This is a genomic window from Paenibacillus sp. JDR-2, assembly GCF_000023585.1.
Classification (GTDB): domain Bacteria; phylum Bacillota; class Bacilli; order Paenibacillales; family Paenibacillaceae; genus Pristimantibacillus.
In genome coordinates, this window is the sequence record NC_012914.1 from 3,337,581 (window position 1) to 3,359,203 (window position 21,623).

General features: G+C 49.2%; 13 protein-coding genes and 1 riboswitch. Of the genes, 10 read left to right on the plus strand and 3 right to left on the minus strand.

The genetic code is table 11. The annotated features are described in order from the left end of the window. The first annotated feature begins 2 nt into the window (after positions 1-2). From PJDR2_RS14700 to PJDR2_RS14735, 8 genes are all read left to right on the plus strand, one after another. Positions 3-998 carry a CehA/McbA family metallohydrolase gene (locus PJDR2_RS14700; RefSeq protein ID WP_015844496.1) on the plus strand — a complete coding sequence of 332 codons (996 nt, stop codon included), beginning with the start codon at positions 3-5 and terminating at the stop codon, positions 996-998. 42 nt (positions 999-1,040) lie between these two features. Further along, positions 1,041-1,802 (plus strand): glycerophosphodiester phosphodiesterase, encoded by a 762-nt coding sequence (locus PJDR2_RS14705; RefSeq protein ID WP_015844497.1) that lies wholly within the window; start codon positions 1,041-1,043, stop codon positions 1,800-1,802. Between the two features lie 199 nt (positions 1,803-2,001). Beyond that, positions 2,002-3,762: a biosynthetic-type acetolactate synthase large subunit gene (gene ilvB / locus PJDR2_RS14710; RefSeq protein WP_015844498.1), complete on the plus strand. Its 1,761-nt coding sequence runs from the start codon at positions 2,002-2,004 to the stop codon at positions 3,760-3,762. Further along, the gene (ilvN, locus tag PJDR2_RS14715; protein WP_015844499.1) at positions 3,759-4,235 is read left to right on the plus strand and encodes an acetolactate synthase small subunit; all 477 of its coding nucleotides are present in this window, start codon (positions 3,759-3,761) and stop codon (positions 4,233-4,235) included. Before ilvB ends, ilvN begins: the two co-directional genes overlap by 4 nt. A gap of 109 nt (positions 4,236-4,344) precedes the next feature. Continuing rightward, the gene (locus PJDR2_RS14720) at positions 4,345-4,557 is read left to right on the plus strand and encodes a hypothetical protein (protein ID WP_015844500.1); all 213 of its coding nucleotides are present in this window, start codon (positions 4,345-4,347) and stop codon (positions 4,555-4,557) included. 101 nt (positions 4,558-4,658) lie between these two features. Then, positions 4,659-5,570, plus strand: a complete 912-nt coding sequence (locus PJDR2_RS14725) for a hypothetical protein (protein WP_015844501.1) — start codon at positions 4,659-4,661, stop codon at positions 5,568-5,570. 121 nt (positions 5,571-5,691) lie between these two features. Continuing rightward, entirely contained in the window at positions 5,692-7,278 is a 1,587-nt protein-coding gene (locus tag PJDR2_RS14730) for a spore germination protein (protein WP_416202275.1), read from the plus strand. 36 nt (positions 7,279-7,314) lie between these two features. Further along, complete coding sequence (locus tag PJDR2_RS14735) at positions 7,315-8,481, plus strand: Ger(x)C family spore germination protein (RefSeq protein ID WP_015844503.1); 1,167 nt, start codon at positions 7,315-7,317, stop codon at positions 8,479-8,481. A 212-nt stretch (positions 8,482-8,693) separates the two neighbouring features. Here PJDR2_RS14735 and PJDR2_RS14745 read toward each other — a convergent pair whose 3' ends face one another. Further along, on the minus strand, positions 8,694-9,797 hold the full coding sequence (locus PJDR2_RS14745) for a GerAB/ArcD/ProY family transporter (RefSeq protein ID WP_015844505.1): 1,104 nt from the start codon (positions 9,795-9,797) through the stop codon (positions 8,694-8,696). Between the two features lie 209 nt (positions 9,798-10,006). Here PJDR2_RS14745 and PJDR2_RS14750 point away from each other — a divergent pair, with 209 nt between their 5' ends. After that, the gene (locus PJDR2_RS14750; protein WP_015844506.1) at positions 10,007-10,990 is read left to right on the plus strand and encodes an SLAC1 anion channel family protein; all 984 of its coding nucleotides are present in this window, start codon (positions 10,007-10,009) and stop codon (positions 10,988-10,990) included. A gap of 215 nt (positions 10,991-11,205) precedes the next feature. Beyond that, a riboswitch (Lysine riboswitch) is annotated at positions 11,206-11,397 on the plus strand. A 171-nt stretch (positions 11,398-11,568) separates the two neighbouring features. After that, positions 11,569-12,960, plus strand: a complete 1,392-nt coding sequence (locus PJDR2_RS14755; protein WP_083778258.1) for an amino acid permease — start codon at positions 11,569-11,571, stop codon at positions 12,958-12,960. A 39-nt stretch (positions 12,961-12,999) separates the two neighbouring features. Here the strand turns inward: PJDR2_RS14755 and PJDR2_RS14760 are convergent, their stop codons facing one another. Both PJDR2_RS14760 and PJDR2_RS14765 read right to left on the minus strand, forming a co-directional pair. Continuing rightward, positions 13,000-14,673, minus strand: coding sequence for a DUF11 domain-containing protein (locus tag PJDR2_RS14760; protein ID WP_015844508.1), 1,674 nt, complete (start codon positions 14,671-14,673; stop codon positions 13,000-13,002). Next, complete coding sequence (locus tag PJDR2_RS14765) at positions 14,670-21,383, minus strand: DUF11 domain-containing protein (RefSeq protein WP_015844509.1); 6,714 nt, start codon at positions 21,381-21,383, stop codon at positions 14,670-14,672. The genes PJDR2_RS14760 and PJDR2_RS14765 overlap by 4 nt, the downstream gene beginning before the upstream one ends. Positions 21,384-21,623: the final 240 nt, after the last annotated feature.

Consider the following 21,623-nt stretch of genomic DNA (forward strand, 5'->3'; position numbering starts at 1 on the left):
ATATGCGCTGGATGGCATGCGAGCTGCACAGTCATACGGATCACAGCGACGGCAGGCAATCTCTGCTGGAGCTTGCGCAAGGAGCCAAGGCGCTTGGCTTCGATTGCGTGGCGCTGACCGACCACAATACGATGACGGGTTTGAAGGATAGGGAGTATGTTGAGCGGGAGACTGGCCTGACTATTATTTCAGGCATGGAATGGACGACGTTCTACGGGCATATGGTGACGATCGGATTAACGGAATTCGTCGACTGGCGTCCCGCAGGCCCGGGCGATATTCACGGGGGGATCGAACAGGTCCATGCGTTTGGAGGGATTGCCGGCATGGCGCATCCTTATCGAATCGGTAATCCGATGTGCACGGGGTGCTTCTGGGAGTTTGAGATTCGGGATTGGAACCAGTTGGATTATATTGAGGTATGGTCGGGTACGTTCCCTTCGATTAAGACGGACAATAACCGGGCGTTTCGTCTATGGACCGAACGGTTGAACGATGGCTTCCGGATTGCAGCAACATCGGGAAGGGATTGGCATGTGCAGGAGCAGACGGATGCCCCTATATCGGTTACGTATTTGCAACTCGAAGAAAATGAAGGCAGCGTAACGGAACAAGCCGTTTATGCGCTTGCCGCAGGAAGAGCTTCGGTTACCATGGGGCCGTTAGTGACGCTGGAGCTTCATGCCGGGAAGATGGTTTACACGATCGGCGATTGCATGCCCGCGCATGATCGAAGCCATAATCACGAGGCTGTTGTGGAGATTGATTTTCACGTAAGAGCAGGATTATGGGAATTTCCCGAAGCCCGGTATTCGATAACGCTAATGAGCAACCTCGGCGTTATTGGAGAGCGGCATGCAAGCCCGGAGCAGGAGCAATATCGTTTCGAGATTCCCGGTCACGGATTGCGGTGGGTTCGTGCAGAGCTTAAAGGAACGGTACAAGGTGTGCGTACGATGATTGCTTTTACAAATGCGATTTACGCGGAATCCGAATAGGCTTATGATTAACCAAAGACGCTAGTTAGGAGTGTGGCAAGAATGACGCGAAGTTTTCCGCTGATTACGGCTCACGCAGGCAGCATGAACACCGAAGCGCATACGCTGCGTTCGGTCCAGATCGGACTTGAACTCGGCGCCGACGTGGTGGAAGAGGATATTCGGGTGACCAGGGACGGAATTCCCGTGCTGGCACATGACGATGAATGGCTTACCGTTGAACGGTTTAATGCGAATATAGCTGAAATGACTTACGCCGAGCTGACTAAATTGCATTCTGAATTGGAGAGAGGTAAAGTGCCGGCCCTTCTTAAGCTGGAAGATATTTTGCCTCTCGTACAAGCTTCCGGCAAAATCGTGAATTTGGACTTGAAAGTAGATGCGGCGATTGAGCCGGCAGCGGCGCTGGTCCGCAAATTCGGCTTGTCGCAGCAAGCCTTCTTCTCCGGCTGCGAGTGGGAGCGGGCGCTACTTGCGGAGCGGCTGCAGCCGGAAATGAGCAAGCTGCTTAACACCAACGTCGAATTGTTTAAGACTTTGCCTTACCGGGAAGCAATGATTCAAACCTGTGCGGATGCCCTTGAAGCTTCCTGCATTGGAGTAAATATTTATCACGGAATCTTGCGGCAAGAGTTTGTGGAATATGCCGCAGAGCTTGGAATTCCCGTATACGCATGGACCGTCGAGGATGAAGCGCTAATGCGCCAATACGCGGAATGGGGCGTTCATTCCATCACGACACGCAATGTTGCTTCGATCATGCACGTGAAGCAGGTATTCCAGCATCAACAGCCTTCCGTCTAATTTATTTATATCGAACCGCCCTATTCAGGGGCGGTTTTTTTGTTGTTCAACGGGAATATACGATTAATTCTATCTATCGTTACGATAGAAACGACGATATTGATCAATAATTCTGAATTTCATACAATCAGGCAACAGGAGTTACTGTTAGAAAACTTAAAGGACATCACCAAATTGGCGTGGGGAGAGGATAAATGTCATGGGCGAAAAAATAATAGATAAAGCTTACGGTCAACGCTTAAATCCTGAATGGCTTAAAAGGCTTTTTAGGAATGATAGGGTAACAGGTTCGGAAGTGTTACTCAGAAGTTTACTGATCGAAGAGGTAGATTGTATTTTTGGCTATCCTGGTGGCAGCATTCTAAATATATATGATGCGATTCTGGATATTCCGGAGTTTAAATCTATTTTAGTGCGTCATGAGCAAGGCGGCATCCATGCCGCAGACGGTTATGCTCGCGCAACGGGTAAAGTTGGCGTCTGTATTGCAACATCGGGACCCGGCGCGACAAATCTGGTTACAGGAATCGCAACGGCTAATATGGATTCGGTTCCTTTAGTTGTGATTACAGGAAATGTCTCTTCGTCCTTACTCGGTACGGATGCGTTTCAGGAAGCGGACATTGTCGGAATTACAATGCCGATTACGAAGCACAGCTATTTAGTTCGGGATATCGAGGAATTACCGCGAGTCATTCATGAGGCCTTTTATATCGCATCGACGGGGCGAAAGGGTCCGGTATTAATCGATATTCCTAAGGATGTAACAAGCCAAGTGACGACATTTCAATATTCGTTAGATACTCCTCGAATTCGAGGATATAAACCCGAGATACAGCCTGATTCCAATCAGATTGACAAGCTGCTCAAAGCGATTGAACAAGCGGAACGGCCTGTCATACTGGCGGGTGCAGGAGTTATTTACTCGGATGCATCGAAAGAATTGCTTGCTTTTGTTGAAAAAACGCGGATACCGGTTACAACGACCTTGCTCGGGTTAGGCGGCTTTCCAAGCGGACATGAACTATGGATGGGCATGCCGGGCATGCATGGAACCTATACGGCCAATACAGCCTTGCAAAATTGCGATCTTCTCATCAGTATCGGAGCACGCTTCGATGACCGGGTTACGATGAAAACGAGCGGATTTGCTCCCAGAGCAAAAACAATCGCGCATATCGATATCGATCCGGCAGAGATCGGCAAAATCATGTCGACGGCGATTCCATGCATTGGCGACGTAAAAGCTATTCTTCAACAAGCAAACTTAACTGCCGCACCCGCCAAATCAGAATTATGGCTCGAACGGATTAAAGATAATAAGCACAACAATCCGCTTCGTTACACCGATTCGGAGGTAACTTTAAAACCGCAATTCGTTATCGAAATGATTAGCAAAACAACCGGCGGCGAAGCGATCATTACTACGGATGTCGGTCAACACCAGATGTGGGCCGCTCAGTTCTACAAATATAAACATCCGCGTTCGATCATCACGTCAGGCGGACTTGGTACGATGGGCTTTGGCCTGCCTTCGGCAATAGGTGCGCAGATCGGTAATCCGAACCGGCTCGTGGTGTCCATTAACGGAGATGGCGGCATTCAAATGTGTGCGCAGGAGCTTGCGGTTTGCGCATTATATAATCTTCCGGTGAAAGTTGTTATTTTGAATAATCAGGTTCTCGGCATGATCCGGCAATGGCAAGAACTCATTTATGATAACCGTTTTAGCAGCATGAATTTATCCGGCAGCCCGGATTTTGTAAAGCTGGCTGAAGCCTACGGTGTTAAAGGATTTAGAGCAACGAATAAAGAGGAAGCTCTTCAAGTATGGAACAAGGCGCTGGAAATTGACGGTCCCGTAGTTATAGATTTTACGATCAGTCAGGAAGAGAATGTCTATCCGATGGTTACCCCGGGTTCGACTATAGATGAGATGATAATGGGGGATGAAGCATGAAACGATGCACGTTTGCGGTACTGGTAAACAATCACCCGGGTGTTTTGCAGAGAGTCACGGGCTTATTTACTCGTCGCGGTTTCAATATTGACAGCATTACGGTTGGCCAGTCGGAGACGCCGGAGCTGTCACGGATGATTATTGCGACTTACGGTGATGACAATACGCTGGAACAAGTCAAAAAGCAGTTAAATAAATTAATCGATGTCGTACAAATCGTTGAATTAAGCGCCTTTCCGATGGTTGACCGCGAACTAGCTCTCATCAAGGTAAGTAACGTTAATAAAGCAGATCCGGCCATATTAAGCATCGTTAAGCCATTTCGGGCTTCCATCGTCGACATAGGCTCGGAAAATGTAGTGATCCAAGTGGTAGGAGACCAAGAGAAAATAAATTCCTTTATTGCGTTGTTGAAGCCATACGGTATTTTAGAGTTAACCCGCACGGGCATGACGGCTATGATCCGTAGTTAATGATTTATATCTTCTATCGTACTCATAGAAATAACGATATTGATCTATCGGTCTATCTTTCATAGAATGAGGGTGCAGGACAGGAGCCGAGAGAAAGGGATGGGATAAAATGAATTCTAATCACCTTCAATTTGACGCTGATTTCGATAATGCCTTATTCTTCGGTCAATACGTGATGGTTATTCTGAATGAGAAATATACGGGTGGAGGTCTATTGGAGAAATATGATCGGGAGTATGTATGGATCAGAGGCAAAAAACATTCCCGAACCCAATGCTCCTTCATCCAAATGCCTCCGCCCGACGTGGATTTTCCGAACTAATAGTTAAGCTTTCACTTAGAAAATAAGCTGTATAGGATGTATGCAGCTGACGGATATTAAGGAATAAGCGACCTCATATATTAAAAAGGAGACGAATTGAAATGTTTTGGGATACTTTTAAATCCGGACGGTTTTTATCGGCATACCTTTTAGTTTTTCTCATGCTATTGGTTGCTGTCGTTTCTAATCAGCGAGATATCCTTTTCCCTGAAATCGCCGGAATGGCAATGGGGGTTATGGTATTTCCTGTACCACATTGGATTAAAAATCCCGTTCACTTGTGGCTTTCTCCAACTTTAGGCGCCTTCATCGGAACTTCCATGAACTTTTTGACCCTGCCGCCTTTGTTAAAGATTTGGTTAGGATTAATCCTTATCGTCATTCTGATGCACGTATTCCGCGTTAATTTTGGACCAACGATTCCCGCTGCCTTACTGCCGATATTTTTGGGTCTGCACGATTATACATTCGCAATCTCAACAGCAGTGTTCACCTTTGTGATTATGGCTGCAGCCTTTAAATTCAGAGATCCGAGCAAATTGTCCGGAACCGACGTCCGCAAGGTAAAGGATACGGTTATCATAACCTTGATCCTGGCCCTTTGGATTGGACTGGCTTTTTCGACCAAATTAAATGTACTCATCATTCCGCCTGTATTCGCGCTCATATTCGAACTGTTCCATACGGAGAAATTCCATTGGAAAATGATATCGCCTCGTTTATCCGTATTGACCGTTACGGCTATTCTGTCCGTTGGCGTTTATCATTTAATGCCCGGCTCCATTATAGGGGTCGGCGTAATTAACGTACTCATTACCTTCATTCTCTGCAAATGGTTCAAAACTCCCGTACCAGTTGCTTTCGGCGTTTCGTTAATGCCGCTTATCGTTCCTGACTGGGGGACATGGGCATTTCCTATAGGTGTATTTGTTACAACAGGCTTTTTGATGTGCTTTTCGGCTGCCTACCGTCAGTTTAGAAACAGACACGCGGTACTTGTGCCAAAAACGTAAATTATCCTATAAAAGACAAGAAACCATGGAGCATAGCTTCATGGTTTCTTGTCTTTTTCGTCGAATAATATGAGGCAATAATCGGGAAGATATATCCATACGTGAGTTCTGTTAGGGGGGCATTGAAGTGAAACGGTTCAAGAAATGGATACGCGTAGAACCAAAGCATCCATTCACAGCTGAACTGTCTCCGGAGGATGTCGAGCGCGATGAACTTTCCTCAACTCTGGAGCAAAATGAGGCCGTGTTCCAAGACATATTCAAGAACTGCTCCGACATAGTCTTCCGCAAAATTCATTGTGCCGGTCAGGAGTCTCTTGTTATTTATCTTGCCAGTCTTGCAGACGAACAATTGATTGACGATCATATCCTGAAAGCAATGTTCGAGAGCGATATCAAGCAAGAAACCGATCGTAAACCTTCCGGAACGGAGATTCTAGGGAAATCCATTATCTCCGCATGGATGACAAAGCTATCGACACAAGTTAAGGAGATTGTTCGTCAAATATTGGATGGTTACGCTGCCGTCTTAACAGATACGGATAGCAAGGCTATATTGGTCAAAGCAAACGGCGTTAAGCACCGTAGTCTTGAAGAGCCTTCCTCCGAGCAGGTTATTCGCGGGCCTAGGGACGGATTTATTGAAAATATAGCAACGAACATTGGTTTAATACGCGGCAGACTCAAAACAGCAAGGCTGAAGATGGAGCCTGTCATCATTGGTGATTTAACGCAGACGCAAGTTGTCATGACTTATATAGATGGAATTGCCGAGGATTCTCTAATTGAAGAAGTCCGCAAAAGAGTAAGTCGAATTCAAATAGACGGCATTCTCGATTCCGGTTATATCGAAGAATTTATTGAAGATTTACCTTACTCGCCATTTCCGCAAGTACATAGTACGGAGCGCCCGGATGTCGTTGTTGCCGAGCTCTTGGAAGGAAAAGCAGCCATTCTTGTTGATAACACCCCGTTTGTCTTAATTGTTCCTATGACGTTCTGGACAGGACTCCAAGCAAGCGAGGACTATTACATCCGGTGGCCGATTGCCACCTTTGTCCGTTGGATTCGTTTCTTGTTCATCTTTATCGCCATCTTCGCACCTTCCTTATATGTGGCGGTAACGACTTTTCATCAGGAAATGATTCCGACAAATTTGGTGTTCAGTATTGCATCCTCCAGGGAAGCAGTGCCTTTCCCCGCCATGTTTGAAGCACTTTCGATGGAAATCGTCTTTGAAGCGCTTCGGGAAGCGGGGGTTCGTTTGCCGAAGCAAATCGGACAAGCGATCAGTATCGTAGGGGCATTAGTTATCGGGCAGGCTGCAGTGGAAGCGGGGATTATATCCGCTCCGGTCGTCATTATCGTATCCATAACGGGCATCGCCACCTTTGCCATTCCGCGCTTTAATTTCGCGAGCGGTATTCGGCTGCTGCGCTTTCCGATTCTATTTTTAGCGGGTACGCTAGGTCTCTACGGCATTGTGCTCGGATTTTTATGCATCGTCTTGCATGTTGCTTCATTACGCTCGTTTGGCGTTCCGTATTTGTCACCGCTAGGACCGATTACCATGTCCAATCTGAAGGACATTCTCATTCGAGCGCCGATCTGGGCGAGGAGAATGAGGCCTCAAGCCACCGGAATGAGTGAACCGGTTCGCGAACCGGCCGGACAAAAACCAAGCCCCTACCGCAATAAGCGCAAGTAGATGACCAGCACGCCGTTAAGAAAGAAAGGAACCAAGATGAAACCTTTGCTGCGTATTTGCTTAATCTTGTCCATCTTCATTATTAGTGGTTGCTGGGACCGTACGGAAATAAACGATCTTGCGTTTATTACGGGGTCGGCGTTTGATATGAACGAGAAGGGGGAGAGTTTGCTTACCCTGCAATTTGCCCTTCCTGCTTCTTCGCTGGCAGGGGGCAAGGACGGACAGACAAAAAAATTCTTTGTCTTGTCCGCCACAGGCAAGAATGTCAGTGACGCGTTTGAAAAAATTCAGAAGAAGAGCTCCCGCAGGCTATTCACTTCTCATCGCAGCGTGATTTTTATTGGCGAGTCGCTGGGCCGGCAGGGAATTAACGATGTGCTTGACGTGTTCGCCCACGATCCGCGCCAACGTTTAAAAACCTATATCATGGTTGTCAGAGGAGGAGAAGCGAAGCAGGTTCTGGAAGCGCAATACCCCTATGACCAAGTACCGATGGAAGCGGTCAAAGAGATGGAAACCGGACAAAGCGAAATTGCCGTAACCTTGCGGGATTTCTTCATGGCGTCATCCAGTCAAGGAATTTATCCGATTATGGGAGTTATAGAGGCGGATTCGGAAGGCAGCGGCCAGAGCAAAACCAGCGTGTTCAAGCTGTCAGGCGCCGCCGTGTTTAAAAATTTGAAATTAGTCGGTCTATTGAATAGTTACGAGACGGATGGATTAAATTGGGCGAGAGATCATATGGAGGATGGGAGAATCAACTCGGAGCTGCCCGATGGAAAAGGGAATGTGGGAATGGTCGTTACGCATGCCAACCGCTCCATCACATCGGATATAACAGGAGACCAAATAAAATTCAAGATTTTATTGCAAGCGAAAGGCGCTCTAATCGAGAATAATTCAGATCTGGACGTTACCCGTCCGCAGAATCTTATATTTGTACAAGAGGCTTTGGAAAAGACCGCGGAAAAACAAATTCAGGATGCGATTATGAAGCTTCAGAAGCGTTTTCATACGGATGCCATTGGATTAGGGCGAGAGCTTTACCGGAATAAGCCGAAGGAATGGAGAGCTGTTCAAACGCAATGGGACAGCAAGTTTTCCGAAGCAGACATCACCGTTGACGTGAAGCTTTCGATTGGCGGAGCCGGAATGGCTGGACCTCCGTTGCAATTAAGCGAGAAGGAGATTAAACATTGACTGCCTATATAGTTGGCTATGCGCTTTTTGTGTTCGTTTGCTTTATTTACCATTACAAGTCCTTGCGGGCAAAGCAAGAGACAAGGGAAGTTGTCGTTTGCGGGGGGATTTTGGGCGTTTCCATGCTTATCGGTTCCTTGCTGATTGCTCATGTAAAGGTGCCGAGCTTTATCCTAGCTTGTCAAATCTGGCTTGAACCAATCGGAATGCGTTTATTGAACCATTGAACGCACTGCTTTTTTTCGAATCGAGTCGATCAACAGAAGCAATAAAGGGATCAGACTTTGATTAATGAAAGCCAATAAAGGAAACGTGTAGGCGAGATAATTGAGAAGCTCGGCGCTATTCTTGAAAATCCAGACGGATCCAACCAGAGATAGCAGCGTGAGCGAAAAAATCAAGCTTCGGTCATTGCGCAGCCCAAACAACTGGCTCACGCAGAGGCTTAAAATAAACATGGACACCGAAACTTTTACGAAACAACCAATCACCCACGTGGATACCGCAATCGCCTCAAGCCGCTCGAAAGAGCCCTCGACTCCGATATATTGGACAACGCTCAAAAAAGAATAGGTCAGTTTGCTCGTAAGCGGACCAAAGATCATAATCGTAAGGGTCACGATGCTTACGGAGAGCAGAGTAATGCCGGAGAGCGCTATAAAGGAAACTTTGCGGGCTGCCTTAGGCTGATTTAAATAGGGGAGGAGCCATCCCAATATAAAGAGCTGATTCATGAACCCTCCTGCCGGGTTGACTGCTCCTTGAAGGACGGGATAAATGCCTCCGCTCAAAATCGGCTTAATTTCGTTGAAATTAGCCTCTTTAATAGTCAGTATTAAAAGCGGTATGAAGAAAACGAGCAGCAGTACGGTGAGGAATTCGGTGCTTCTGGCGATAACTTCAATACCAAGCCGAGCAGCCAGACCGCAGATGACGAGAAACGTCAGGCTAATGATAAGGGTAGGGCTTGTCGGAAGCAGTAACGTACTGATAAATCCCGTATGCTGCATCGTAATGGTCGCAATAGATACAAACCAATAATAAGCATAGTTTGCCGCAACTAACTTTCCTAAGCCTTTACCGAGAATTTTCGAACTATATTGAGTAACGGTCTGTCCCGGATATCGTTTCGCGAGTTCAAGCATCACGAAAATACAGACAACCCCTGTAATAGGCGCAATCAGGGCGGATAACCATGCGTCTTGCTTGCCAAACATAACCATAAAGGAAGGAACGGTTAATAAGTTCGTAGAGATGATAAATGTAAATATTAAGAAGCCTAGCTGATTTCCCGTAATTTTCTCGGTTGCTTGCATGTTGTGTTCTCCGTTTCCTGGCAAAGGTGTTCCAAGTATTGACGGCGCATGAAAGATTTATACCGATCATTTATTTTATCTATCGTTACCATAGAAACAACGATATTGATGAATCATTCCGATTTTCATAAAATGGGCCAATAGGAGATCGTGGATCGGCGTAGCAGATTGCACTCCGCATTAAATAAATAGAAAGTGGTGTCCGTTTCATGCAATCGATGACTGCCGTTGAAAAAGAAAGAAGCATTGGCTCCATACAGTTTTTGCCCGTTAATTTATTTGCATCGGTTATGGGGATAGCGGGTTTGTCTCTTGCCTGGAGAGAAGCTAACAAGCTGCTGGGTACCTCCACCGTTATCGCTGACGTCTGCGGAATTCTGGCCATTGTAATCTTTATCGTGTTAAGCATAAGTTACATTGTAAAGTGGGTCTTATATCCGCAGAAAGTAAAAAGCGAATTTATCCATCCCGTCTCGGGGAATTTTTTTGGTACGATTACGATTGCCATTCTTCTGCTATCCTCCGTCATTGGCAGCTACAGCCAGTCGGCGGGACAAGTGATCTGGGGGATTGGAACCGTATTGACGTTAGGTCTTAGTTTAGTATTCGTCGCACGCTTGTTGAGCGGAAATTATAACCCGGAGAATGTGGTTCCTGCCTTGCTGGTACCAGTGGTAGGAACCCTGGATATTTCGGTAGCCGGCGGAAAAATACCATTTGCTTGGGCACACGAAATTAATTTGTTATCCCTTGCAATCGGCGGGTTTGTGGCATTAGTCTACTTCACCTTGATTCTATCCAGGCTGATCCATCATTCTCCGATGCCGGCCGGTTTAGTACCCTCCATGATTATTATGATTGCGCCTTTTGAAGTTGGATTTCTTGGCTACACGAATTTCGAGCAGCGGATTGATTCCTTTGCGTCCATCTTGTTTTACTTCGGACTATTTTTATTCATCGTGTTGTTCTTTAAAGTGTTCAAAAAAACGATACCGTTTGGCGCTTCATGGTGGGGGGTAAGCTTTCCAATGGCAGCGCTTAGCAATGCCGCTATAAAATACGCGCTATACATGGATTCATGGCCGTTAACCGTGATTGCCGTAATCATTCTGGCTTTACTGAGCATCGTATTGCTAGTGCTCTTTGTTCGTACGATGAATATCTTGTTTAACGGAAAACTTCTTAATGGTTAAAGGGAAGCAATCGGCAGCCAATTAAATGGCTGCCGTTTTTCATTGGTTTAATTAACAAAGTGAAATTATGCAAACGGTCCGCCGGCTCATCTCGCGTATAGCTTAAGCGTTTGTTCATAATCGGGAATTGGTTCGTTTATCCATTGCTTTCTTGGGCGGAGGTCATTAATATAAGACAATGTCAGTCAAATTGAATAGTAAATCCTCATCCAATTCGATGAGGTAGAGGTCGCGTTGTTGATCAGTAGATCAGGGGAGGTCCAGTAAGACCGACGATCCCGATTGAAAGGCAGCATCGCCGAAGCCGTCCGGTATTACTGACCGTGGCAGGCTGGGGCCGTCTCCGAAAAGGAACGGAACTGTCATATTGCTTTTAATCAACGGCAATATGTTGTGCTATCTTGATAGTTGGAAGTGGGGAAGATGGAGCGGTCTTTCTTGTTTTTGCGAAGAGAGGCGGCTTTTTTGCGTTTATAAGGCTGCTATTTATTGGGACACAATTGGAAACGTAGATAAGGGGAGAGTATAAGTTCGTGAAAGAAGAGAACAAATTACGCAGAGGCCTGAAGTCCAGGCATATGGCGATGATTTCCCTAGGCGGCTCGATCGGCACGGGGCTGTTCCTGGCGAGCGGCGGTGCGATTCATGACGCCGGTCCGGGCGGCGCATTGCTTGGTTATTTCATTATTGGCATTATGGTATACTTTCTTGTCACCAGCCTTGGCGAAATGGCCACTTACATGCCGGTATCCGGTACTTTCAGTACGTATGCAACAAGATTCGTAGATCCATCCCTTGGCTTTGCTCTTGGCTGGAACTATTGGTATAACTGGGCTATTACGATTGCCGCAGAGCTGTCCGCCGCAACCTTGATTATCAAATTCTGGCTGCCGAACAGTCCTTCCTTCCTGTGGAGCGCATTGTTCCTGGCCATAATGGTTGGCCTTAACCTGCTGTCCGTCAAAGGCTACGGGGAATCCGAATACTGGTTCGCCATGATTAAGATCGTTACCGTCATTGTATTTATAGGTATCGGCTTATTAATGATCGTTGGGATCTGGAAAGGCGACGCGGTTGGCTTCAGCAACTTTACGGCCGGCGATGCCCCGATCTCGGGAGGCTGGCTTGCGGTTCTGGGGATCTGTATGGCTGCAGGATTCTCGTTCCAAGGAACGGAGCTTGTGGGTATTGCGGCAGGGGAATCCGAGAATCCACGCGAGAACGTTCCACGCGCTATCCGCAGCGTATTCTGGCGAATTCTGTTGTTCTACATCCTTGCGATCTTTATTGTAGGCATGTTGATTCCTTACTCAACCGATACGCTTGCGGATGACAGCGTAGCGGCTAGTCCCTTCACTATTATTTTTGAAAAAGCAGGCCTCAGCATCGCCGCATCCGTCATGAATGCGGTAATTCTTAGTTCGGTATTGTCGGCAGGCAACTCGGGCATGTATGCTTCGACCCGTATGTTGTGGGTACTCGCGAAGGAAGGCAAAGCTCCGAAAATCTTCGCGAGGCTGAATAAACGCGGCATTCCGGTTTATGCGTTGCTTGCTACGGCAGCGATTGGCATGCTGGCCTTCCTGGCCTCCTTCTTCGGTGACGGACAGGTCTATATCTGGCTGCTTAACGCATCCGGTATGTCGGGCTTTATCGCATGGCTTGGCATTGCCATCAGCCATTACCGGTTCCGTAAAGCTTATGTGGCGCAAGGCCGTAAAATTGAGGATCTGCCGTACCGTTCGCTCTGGTATCCGTTTGGTCCGATTCTGGCAGGTGTTATGTGCATGATTGTCATTATCGGTCAAAGCTTCAGCGCCTTCGCGGACGGCAAGGTAGACTGGACGTTTATGCTTGCTTCTTATATCGGAATTCCGTTTTTCCTTGCGATTTGGCTTGGATACAAATGGAAGTACAAAACCAAAGTATTAAAGCTAGATGAATGTAATATTGATCCAACAACGGAATAACAGAAAGAAAAGCAGAGGCTGCCGAGGCCTCTGCTTTTTTTATTCGATATCATGATCAACCGGCAGGATTAGTTCATTCGATAGACTTTCGCCGCTGCAAGTACTGTCTTCATAGGTATAGTTGAAACGGGCGGTGTATCGCGTAGCAACTTGGGTGAGGGACTCGCTCTCCATTTCTTCCGAGTCGGAAACATATATCCAGTAACTGACCTTAATCGTTTGACCGGATGCAATTAAGCCAAGCTTCAAACCCTCTGAAACCGTAAAGGAAGAAATCTGATTATCGTTGATTTGAGGATCCAGCAGATAGAAGCCATTGGGGTAATCTGTACGGTATAAGGTAACGTCAGCTGCAAGATTCCCTGTGTTTTGCACAAAGGCGGTAAAGTAGACCGAACGCTCCACCTCGTAATATTTAGGCTTGGCATCAGCCTGAACCGAAATAACCGCTGCAAAAATGTCGGTAACTACAGGGTTGGACACCGCATTTTGCCTAACTAACCGTCCGTCGGTCAGTCTATAGGTGTATATGGCCTCTACTTGATTCGGAATTTGAGAATTTGCCGTCCGGATTGCGACTTGATAAGTAATGACGGCAGTTGATCCGGCTAATAAGGTTCCTAGCGGGAGACCCGAAGCCGGGTTGGTTCCCTTGCGTGGCACACCGTCGATCATAATGCTATCTGGAAGAAACACCGTTCCTTGCGGAATAAGGCGGATGAGATAGGCATCTACGGCAAAGCTGTTCTCGTTGTTCACCGTAACCGTATAAGTCAGTCTGGAGCACGCCGATGCCTTAACAGGATCAACCGCTAAACTTACGGATAAGGACGGGTCGGTAATGTTCAAGATGAGCAGATTGGCCAGCGTGCGGTACACCGTACCGTTAACGGTATACTCGATTATCGCCTGGAACGGGACACGCGTCTCGGCAGGCATCGCGGCAAGCCGGACGGCTACCCGAATGGTCACGACCGCGCCAGGCGCCAGGTATCCGATATAAATGCCGGAGGCCGGATCAATCCAGGGCACAAGCACGCCGTCGATAACCACGCTGCCCGGTACAAATTCAAAGCCCTCGGGCAGCGGCAGAAATACGATTACATTTTCCATCGGAAGCAAGCCGTCGTTTCGAATGATCAAGTCATAGAAAACGACATCGCCGAGAAAGGTGACCGGCGTACTCAAGCTGGCGTGCGCATCCAGTTGGTACGGCACAACCTCAAGCGTAATTTTATTGGATAATACGGAATCCGATACGACTCTCCCATCAGGGGTAGAGAATGTGTAGAGTACCGCAGCTTCATTCTGGAATACATGCGAAACGGGTATGAAGACTACGATAGCTTGAAAATTAACCTGGATGGCACTGCCAATCTGAATCGTTCCTAGCGGAATACCTGTCTGCGGCGAGGCTCCCGGCAGAGGGGAGCCATCCAGCAGAACGCTATTCGGAATAAAAGATAAACCAGCCGGCATTAAGTCCTGCAGCTGAATGGCTGCAGGACGGTTACCGGTATTGGAAATAAGAATGGTAAAAGTGACGGTTTGATCCCTGTTTAACTTCTGCGGGAAAGCGGACTTATTCGCCGTAATAATGGGACCGACAAGCGGCGTTTGAACCGTATTGGAATAGGCGACTCCATTATAAATGCCGCTGCTGAACCGGACATGAGTCTGGTTCAGCAGCTTGAAGTCATTGGGCGGGGTCATATCGTGACCACCTGTACGTTAAAGGTAACGGTTGCCGTAGCGCCGTTTGCAATCGTTCCGATGGAGATGCCGGTATTCGGGTTACCCGTAGGCACCGGATTGCCGTTCACCGTTACGCTGCCCGGCACAAATACGGTGCCTGTCGGAACAGGGTCGACGAGAATAACGCTGTTGACAGGGCTGATCCCAAGGTTAGAAACGAGAATCGTATACGTAATAACGTCGCCAACAACGGCATCGATCGCATTGGTGCTCTTCACGACGGATACATCCGGGGAAGATACCGGAATCGACAGCGTGTTTGAATTGACCGAACCGGTGATCGTTCTGCCGTCCGGAACCAAATACGAATAGTCGCCGCTAGCTGTATTAACGAGCCGTTGGGAAGGCGGCAGCGTCTGGATAACCACCTCATACGATACGGATACCACAACGGACTGCCCCGGGTTAACGGTACCTATGGAGAAGCCGGCAGAAGGATTAGCGCCGGGCTGCGGTACGCCGTTAACAAGCACGCTGTTAGGCACAAAAGCGCCGCCGGTTGGAGACGGGTCCGTAATCGTAACCTGTGCCGGCAGGTTCCCGGTATTGCTTACAACCAGACTGTAGGTAACGGTATCGCCAACCGTAGCATTAGACGTATTGGCTGTTTTTTGAATTCCGATTATAGCTTGATACACCGGCAGGACTACGGTGTTGGAGAACGCCGATCCGGAGAAAGCGCCCGAAGTAAAGGTTGCGCTCGCTTGGTTGCTTAGCTGAGCCGGCGTAGGCAGTGATGTAATCGTCAGATTAAACGTGACGGTTGACGTTACTCCTGGCGCAATGGTGTTAAGCGAAATACCTGCAGCCGGTGAAGCGCCAGGACGCGGAAGTCCGTCTACGGTTACGCTGTTGGCAACAAATACGGCACCTGTCGGAATAGGGTCGACCACAATCACGTTATTGACATTCTCGATACCGTTATTGGTAACCGCAATCGTGTAGGTTACGGTATCGCCAACAACGGCTGTTGTTACCGGCACCGATTTGGCTACGGCAACATTAGGAACGGATACTTGAATAGCCAATGTATTCGAAGTCAGGGATCCGTTTAACGTGCGGCCGTCCGGCAGCGTATACGAATAGGTTGCGCTCGCTTGGTTCGTAAGCTGTTGTCCCGGCGGCAGCGACTGGATAATCACGGAGAAGGAGACGGTTGCTGATGTTGTCACGTTGCTGATCGGAATTCCGGTAGACGGATCAACGCCCGGTACCGGCTGATTATTGACGATTACGCTGTTCGGAACAAAGACGGTGCCCGTAGGGATCGTATCCGTTAATATGATGTCTGCGCCATAGTTGCCGGTATTAGCGATTGCTATGGTGTAAGTAACCGTATCTCCAACCGTAGCATTGGTAGTGCTTCCGGTTTTTACTGCGAAAAGAACCGGGTCATAGACAGGCGTTGACACGATATTGGAGAACGTAACTCCCGAGAACGCTCCGGATGTGAAGGTGACCGAAGATTGGTTGTTCAGTACGGCCGGCGAAGGCAATGATGTCACAAGGACATTAAATACAATGGTTGTAGTCGCTCCCGGGCTAATCGAGTCGATAATAACGCCGGTAGCAGGATTAGCTGACGGTCTTGTCGCGCCGTCAACGGTAAGGGAGTTCGGAACAAAGGTGGAGCCGGCAGGGATCGGGTCGGTGAACAAGACATTCGTAATCGTCGCGATTCCGCTGTTCGTAACGGTAGTTGTATAAGTGACTGTATCGCCGACCGATAAAGCGGTTGACGGCGTGCTTTTGACAACCGTAGCGTTAGGCGCGGAGACCGGGAAGGTTACCGTATTGGATACGGCCGTCTGATTAAAGACCCTGCCGTCCGGAAGCGTATAGGTAATGCCGGCGGTGCCCGTATTGGACAATTGTTGAGGCGTAGGCAGGGAATTGATAACGACCGAGAACATGACGTTGACCGATGCCCCGGCCGCTACGGAGCCAACCGGAATTCCGCTTACCGGATCGGCACCAGGTACCGGAGCCCCACCCACTAAGGCGCTGTTTGGCACAAATGAGGTACCCGCAGGAATATTATCGGTTATCGTTACGGTTGCCGGATAATTCCCCGAATTCGTTACAACCAGAGTATACGTAACCGTTTGGCCAACGGAGGCGTTAGACGTGCTGGCGCTTTTTACGACGGAAATAACGGGCAGATCAACCGGCGTCGATACCGTATTGGAGAAAGCCGTCCCCGAGAATGCGCCGGAAGTAAAGGTAACGGATGCGGTATTGTTTAGAACAGCAGGATCCGGAACCGTATTCACACTGTTGTTATACGTGATCGTTACCGTGCCGCCGGAAGGTATGGGGCCGAGCGGGATACCGCCAATCGGACTCGCACCCGGTACCGGGTTTCCATTAACTGTTACCGTCCCCGGAATAAAGGAGGTTCCCGCAGGAGCAGGATCGGTATACTGCACATTGTTAACTGTTTCTATCCCGTTGTTCGTGACGACGGCGGTATACGTAATAGTATCTCCTACAGTAACGACGGTGTAGTTGGCGCTTAGGGCGACCCCGACATTCGGAGCCGACACCGGGAAGGTTACCGTATTGGAATTGACGGAGCCGGTTAATGTCCGGCCATCAGCAGGCGTATACGTGTAGGATGCCGTTCCCGTGTTGCTTAACGATTGCGGAGTCGGGAGGGAGGTAACCACTACGCCAAAAGTAACCGTAGAGGTTGCACCCGGAGCCAGGGAGCCGATATCAATGCCGGTAACCGGAGAAATACCCGGCATCGGCATTCCGTTTACGATTACGCTGTTCTCCGTAAAAGTTGTGCCGGCAGGAATGTTATCCGTTACGATCGTCGCAGCTGCCAGATTGCCCGTATTGGAGACGACCAGCGTATAAATAATGGAGTCGCCAATGGTGGCATTGCTGGTGCTTGCGCTTTTGACAACTGCGATTTGCGGCTGCGTAACCGGCGTAACCGTCGTGTTGGATGCGGATGTTGCCGAGAAGGTGCCGGAAGTAAAGCTGGCTGTCGATTGGTTCGTAATCTGTGAAGGGATTGCCATCGTTATAATCACCTCGAATGATACGGTAACCGATGCTCCTGGCGCCAGGCTACCGAGTGATATGCCGGCATCGGGAGAGGCTGCCGGCTGGGAAACATTTTGAACCAACACGCTTCCGGGTACAAAAGCCGCATTTGATTGAAGCGGGTCACGCAGAACAATGTTGTTCACCGCCGCGATGCCGTTATTCGTAAGAACGGATGTAAAAGTCATGGTATCGCCGGTTACGAGCACGGAACGGCTGGCGCTTTTCACTAGCGAGACATTCGGCAGCGCAACCTGAACGGTAACGGTATTGGATAAGGCAGAGCGGTTAATGACGCGTCCGTTGGCAAGCGTGAACGTATAAGCGGCGCTTGCCTGATTAACCAGCTGTCTGCTGGCCGGATAAGAGACGATGTTTACGACATAGCTTACTGTTGCGGATCCTCCGACTGGAATAACGCCAACCGGAATGCCGGTAGCCGGGCTAACGTTTGGAGTAGGTACTCCGTTAACAAGAACGCTGTTGTCGATAAATACGGCTCCGCTCGGAACGGTATCCGACAATGTAGCGTTTGCGGCAGCATTTCCCGTATTCGTTAAGGTGAAGCTGTAAGAGAACGTATCGCCAACGGTCGCATTCACGGTGCTGGCCGATTTGCTAACCGCAACAACGGCTTGCGAGACCGGCGTCGTAACGGTATTCGAAGTGGAGCTGCTGGTAAAGGCCCCGGAAGTAAAAGCGGCACTTGCCGCATTGCTCAGACTGCCGGATGAAGGAAGCGATGTGACGCGAATCTGAAAAGCCACCGTAACGGTAGCCCCGGCACTAATTGTGCCGAGCGAAATACCTGCGTTTGGATTTGCGAGAGACGAAGGCGTTCCATTAATCGTAACGCTGCCGGAAACAAAAGTGGCTCCTGGAGGGATGGGGTCGGATAATACGACGTTTGTAACCGGTGCAATCCCGTTATTCGTGACAAGTACGGTATAAGTGAGTACGTCCTGAACAGCCGCAGCCGTATCGCTGACCGATTTGGATACGGTGACATTTGGCGAGGAAGCGGTTATGGACACGGTATTGGAGCTGCTGCCGCCGTTTAACGTCCTGCCGCTTGGCAAGGTATAGGAGTAGGTTGAGGTTGCCTGGTCATTCAAAACGGGCGGTGACGGTAAAGTGTTCAGAAGCGTCTGGAACGTGACGGTTGTCTGGGCATTAGGCGCCAGACTGCCGATCGCGATGCCTGTTATCGGCGAAGCTGCGGGGCTGGCCGCGCCGTTAATCGTCACGGAGCCCGGGATAAAGCTTGAACCGGTAGGGATATTGTCAAACAGGGTTACGGTTGCAGCCAGATTTCCGGTATTTCGGGCAAGGATGGTGTACGTAATGGTATCGCCAACCGTTGCAGCCGTGGTACTGGCTGATTTGGTCAGCGGAATAACAGGTTGATAAACCGGCGTTGTTGTATTGTTGGAAGCGGCTGTACCCGAAAAGGTGCCCACTGTGTAAGAAACGTTGGAACGATTGACCAGCTGCGCGCTTGCCGGCATGGAGCTGACTAATGCCTGTAAAGTAACCGTGACCGAACTGTTGGCCGCTACGGTTCCAACGGCAATACCTGTTGCCGGATTCGCCGTTGTATTAGGGGTGCCGCCAATCGTTACGCTGCCCGTAACAAAGGTAGCTCCCGCTGGCAGCGCATCCGTTAGCGTCACATTCGTAACGGCTTCGGATCCGGTATTCGCTATGACTGAAGTATAGGTAAGCGTCTCCCCTACGGCAACATCCGTTACATTTACGGACTTGGTGAGGTTAATGCTCGGCAGCGATACGGGCAAGGTTAGCGTATTGGATGCTGCGGAACCGGATATGGTACGGCCATCCGGCGGCGTAAACGTATAAGCAGCCGTGCCTTGGTCCACGAATTGCGGCGGAGAAGGCAGGGAGTTTACCTGAACGATAAAGGTGACGGTGGACGTAGCGCCAGCGGCAATGGAACCGATGGCGACGCCTGCTGCAGGATTTGCGCCGGCTATGACATTGCCATTTACCCGGAACGTTCCGGTTATAAAGGAGCTTCCCGTTGGAATGTTATCCGTCAGCGTTACATTAGCCGCGATATTACCCGTATTTGCGACAAGCAAGGTATATGTGACCGTGCTGCCTACGGTAGCGGTCGTCCGGTTCGAGCTTTTGGTAATGCCGATAATCGGCGAATAGACTGGCACGGATACCGTATTGGAAGGAATAACGCCTGTAATATTGTCGCCGCCAGCCACCATCTGGAATGTAAAAGCTGCTTTCGCGCTGTTTGGCAGCAAGAAAGTGCTCGGCAGCGAGCTGACGACTGCCCGGTAAGTAACAACTACGGAGCCATTGATGTTCAAAGCTCCCAGCGGGGCGCCTGCAATGATATCGTAAGTTGGCCGCGCTACTCCTCCAACCGTTACGCTCCCGGTTACGAAAGTAAGTCCGCTTGGAAGGGCATCCGTTAGAACAACGCTTGCGGCATTGGCGGTTCCCGTGTTGCTGACCGTAACGGTGTACGTAATGGTATCGCCGACCACCGCACCGGCGACGCTTGCGCTTTTGACAACGTTAATGGTTGGCGAGTTGATATTGATCTGAATGGCATTTCCGTTGACGACATAGGCATCGCCGGAGGTTGTCAATGTAAGTACGGCAGAAGACTGGTTATTGACCAGGCGCGCGGATACGTCGACGTTCGTAATATCCCAGCCTTGCCGGCCGCCGATAATATTGGTGCCCGGGGCGCCGTTCGTCTGGTTGCGGCTGCCGAAGGTGCCCGTTGTGTTCAGGTTGCCTGCATCGTTGTTGATCTGTGAAGCAAAAAAGTTGTTCGCAAAGTTGTTCGGACCGGATAAGGCGACAGTTGTTGCAGAGGTTGGGCCAAATAAAGCCTGATCGCCGGTCCGGTTGGCGTCGCCTTCCTGGGCGCTGAATAAAGCTCTTCCGCCCAGCGTACCTGATACCGGGGTGGCAAATCCGGTCAATGTGGTGGACACCGGCCCGGAATCGGCCTGCACGAGCACCGCGCCGGCGCGCAACGACATGTTGCGGAAAGGCAGGGACGGATTCTGATAAATAACGCCTAACGTCCAGCCGCAATGATTGGCGGTAGAATCACCGGTAATCACAATGGTACCAACCACATTGCCGGTCGTATAGGTTCCCGCTCCGCCTTGCGAGATAAGCGAAGTTACATTATTTGACCGAACGTAAGCAGAGGCGCCGTTACCCAGGTTGACCTGATTGCTGGTTGCGGCATCCGGCGAGACCGTAAACGTTCCGGCTGGCGTGGTGAAGGTAACCGGGTTATTAATGAACGCGCTGAGATCCGTCGTTCCGTTAATATAAGAGCCGCCCCAGATCAGCTCGGCGTACAAAATGGTGCTTCCCGTCGGCAAAGTCAAAATAGCAGAGGCGCTGTTACTGGCAAAAGCGCTTGTTGTACCCGCAGGATATGTACCGAAAACAGATGCGGTATTTATTGTGGAAAACGCACCTATACTATCCAGCGTTCCCGGCACGCCAGCGGTATCGGAACGGCTTAACCCAAGCGTATTCCCGGTAAAGGTAATCGCCCCGGTGGCGTTAAAGGTCGCACGAGTGACAAGAGGAATTGGTATCACCCCCTCGAGATCGTATCATTTTAGTTTTAATGAGGGCAGAAACAACTGATTTTATGACTGCACTGTTCATACATATGAGCGATAATGCCGGTTAACAACGTTTCTTTCATAAATATACAATAGTAATTAAAAAGGCTTGAACCATAGCAGGTTCAAGCCTCAGGCTGTCGAGAAAGTCTCGACAGCCTTCTTTATGTTCAAATAATTCAATACGACACCGCGTTAATATAGTATAATATT

Coding starts and splice junctions, on each gene's coding strand:
- PJDR2_RS14750 (WP_015844506.1), top strand. CDS start 10,007: ATGCAATCGATGACTGCCGTTGAAAAAGAAAGAAGCATTGGCTCCATA.
- PJDR2_RS14705 (WP_015844497.1), top strand. CDS start 1,041: ATGACGCGAAGTTTTCCGCTGATTACGGCTCACGCAGGCAGCATGAAC.
- PJDR2_RS14745 (WP_015844505.1), bottom strand. CDS start 9,797: ATGCAAGCAACCGAGAAAATTACGGGAAATCAGCTAGGCTTCTTAATA.
- PJDR2_RS14700 (WP_015844496.1), top strand. CDS start 3: ATGCGCTGGATGGCATGCGAGCTGCACAGTCATACGGATCACAGCGAC.
- ilvB (WP_015844498.1), top strand. CDS start 2,002: ATGGGCGAAAAAATAATAGATAAAGCTTACGGTCAACGCTTAAATCCT.
- PJDR2_RS14760 (WP_015844508.1), bottom strand. CDS start 14,673: ATGACCCCGCCCAATGACTTCAAGCTGCTGAACCAGACTCATGTCCGG.
- ilvN (WP_015844499.1), top strand. CDS start 3,759: ATGAAACGATGCACGTTTGCGGTACTGGTAAACAATCACCCGGGTGTT.
- PJDR2_RS14720 (WP_015844500.1), top strand. CDS start 4,345: ATGAATTCTAATCACCTTCAATTTGACGCTGATTTCGATAATGCCTTA.
- PJDR2_RS14735 (WP_015844503.1), top strand. CDS start 7,315: ATGAAACCTTTGCTGCGTATTTGCTTAATCTTGTCCATCTTCATTATT.
- PJDR2_RS14725 (WP_015844501.1), top strand. CDS start 4,659: ATGTTTTGGGATACTTTTAAATCCGGACGGTTTTTATCGGCATACCTT.
- PJDR2_RS14755 (WP_083778258.1), top strand. CDS start 11,569: ATGGCGATGATTTCCCTAGGCGGCTCGATCGGCACGGGGCTGTTCCTG.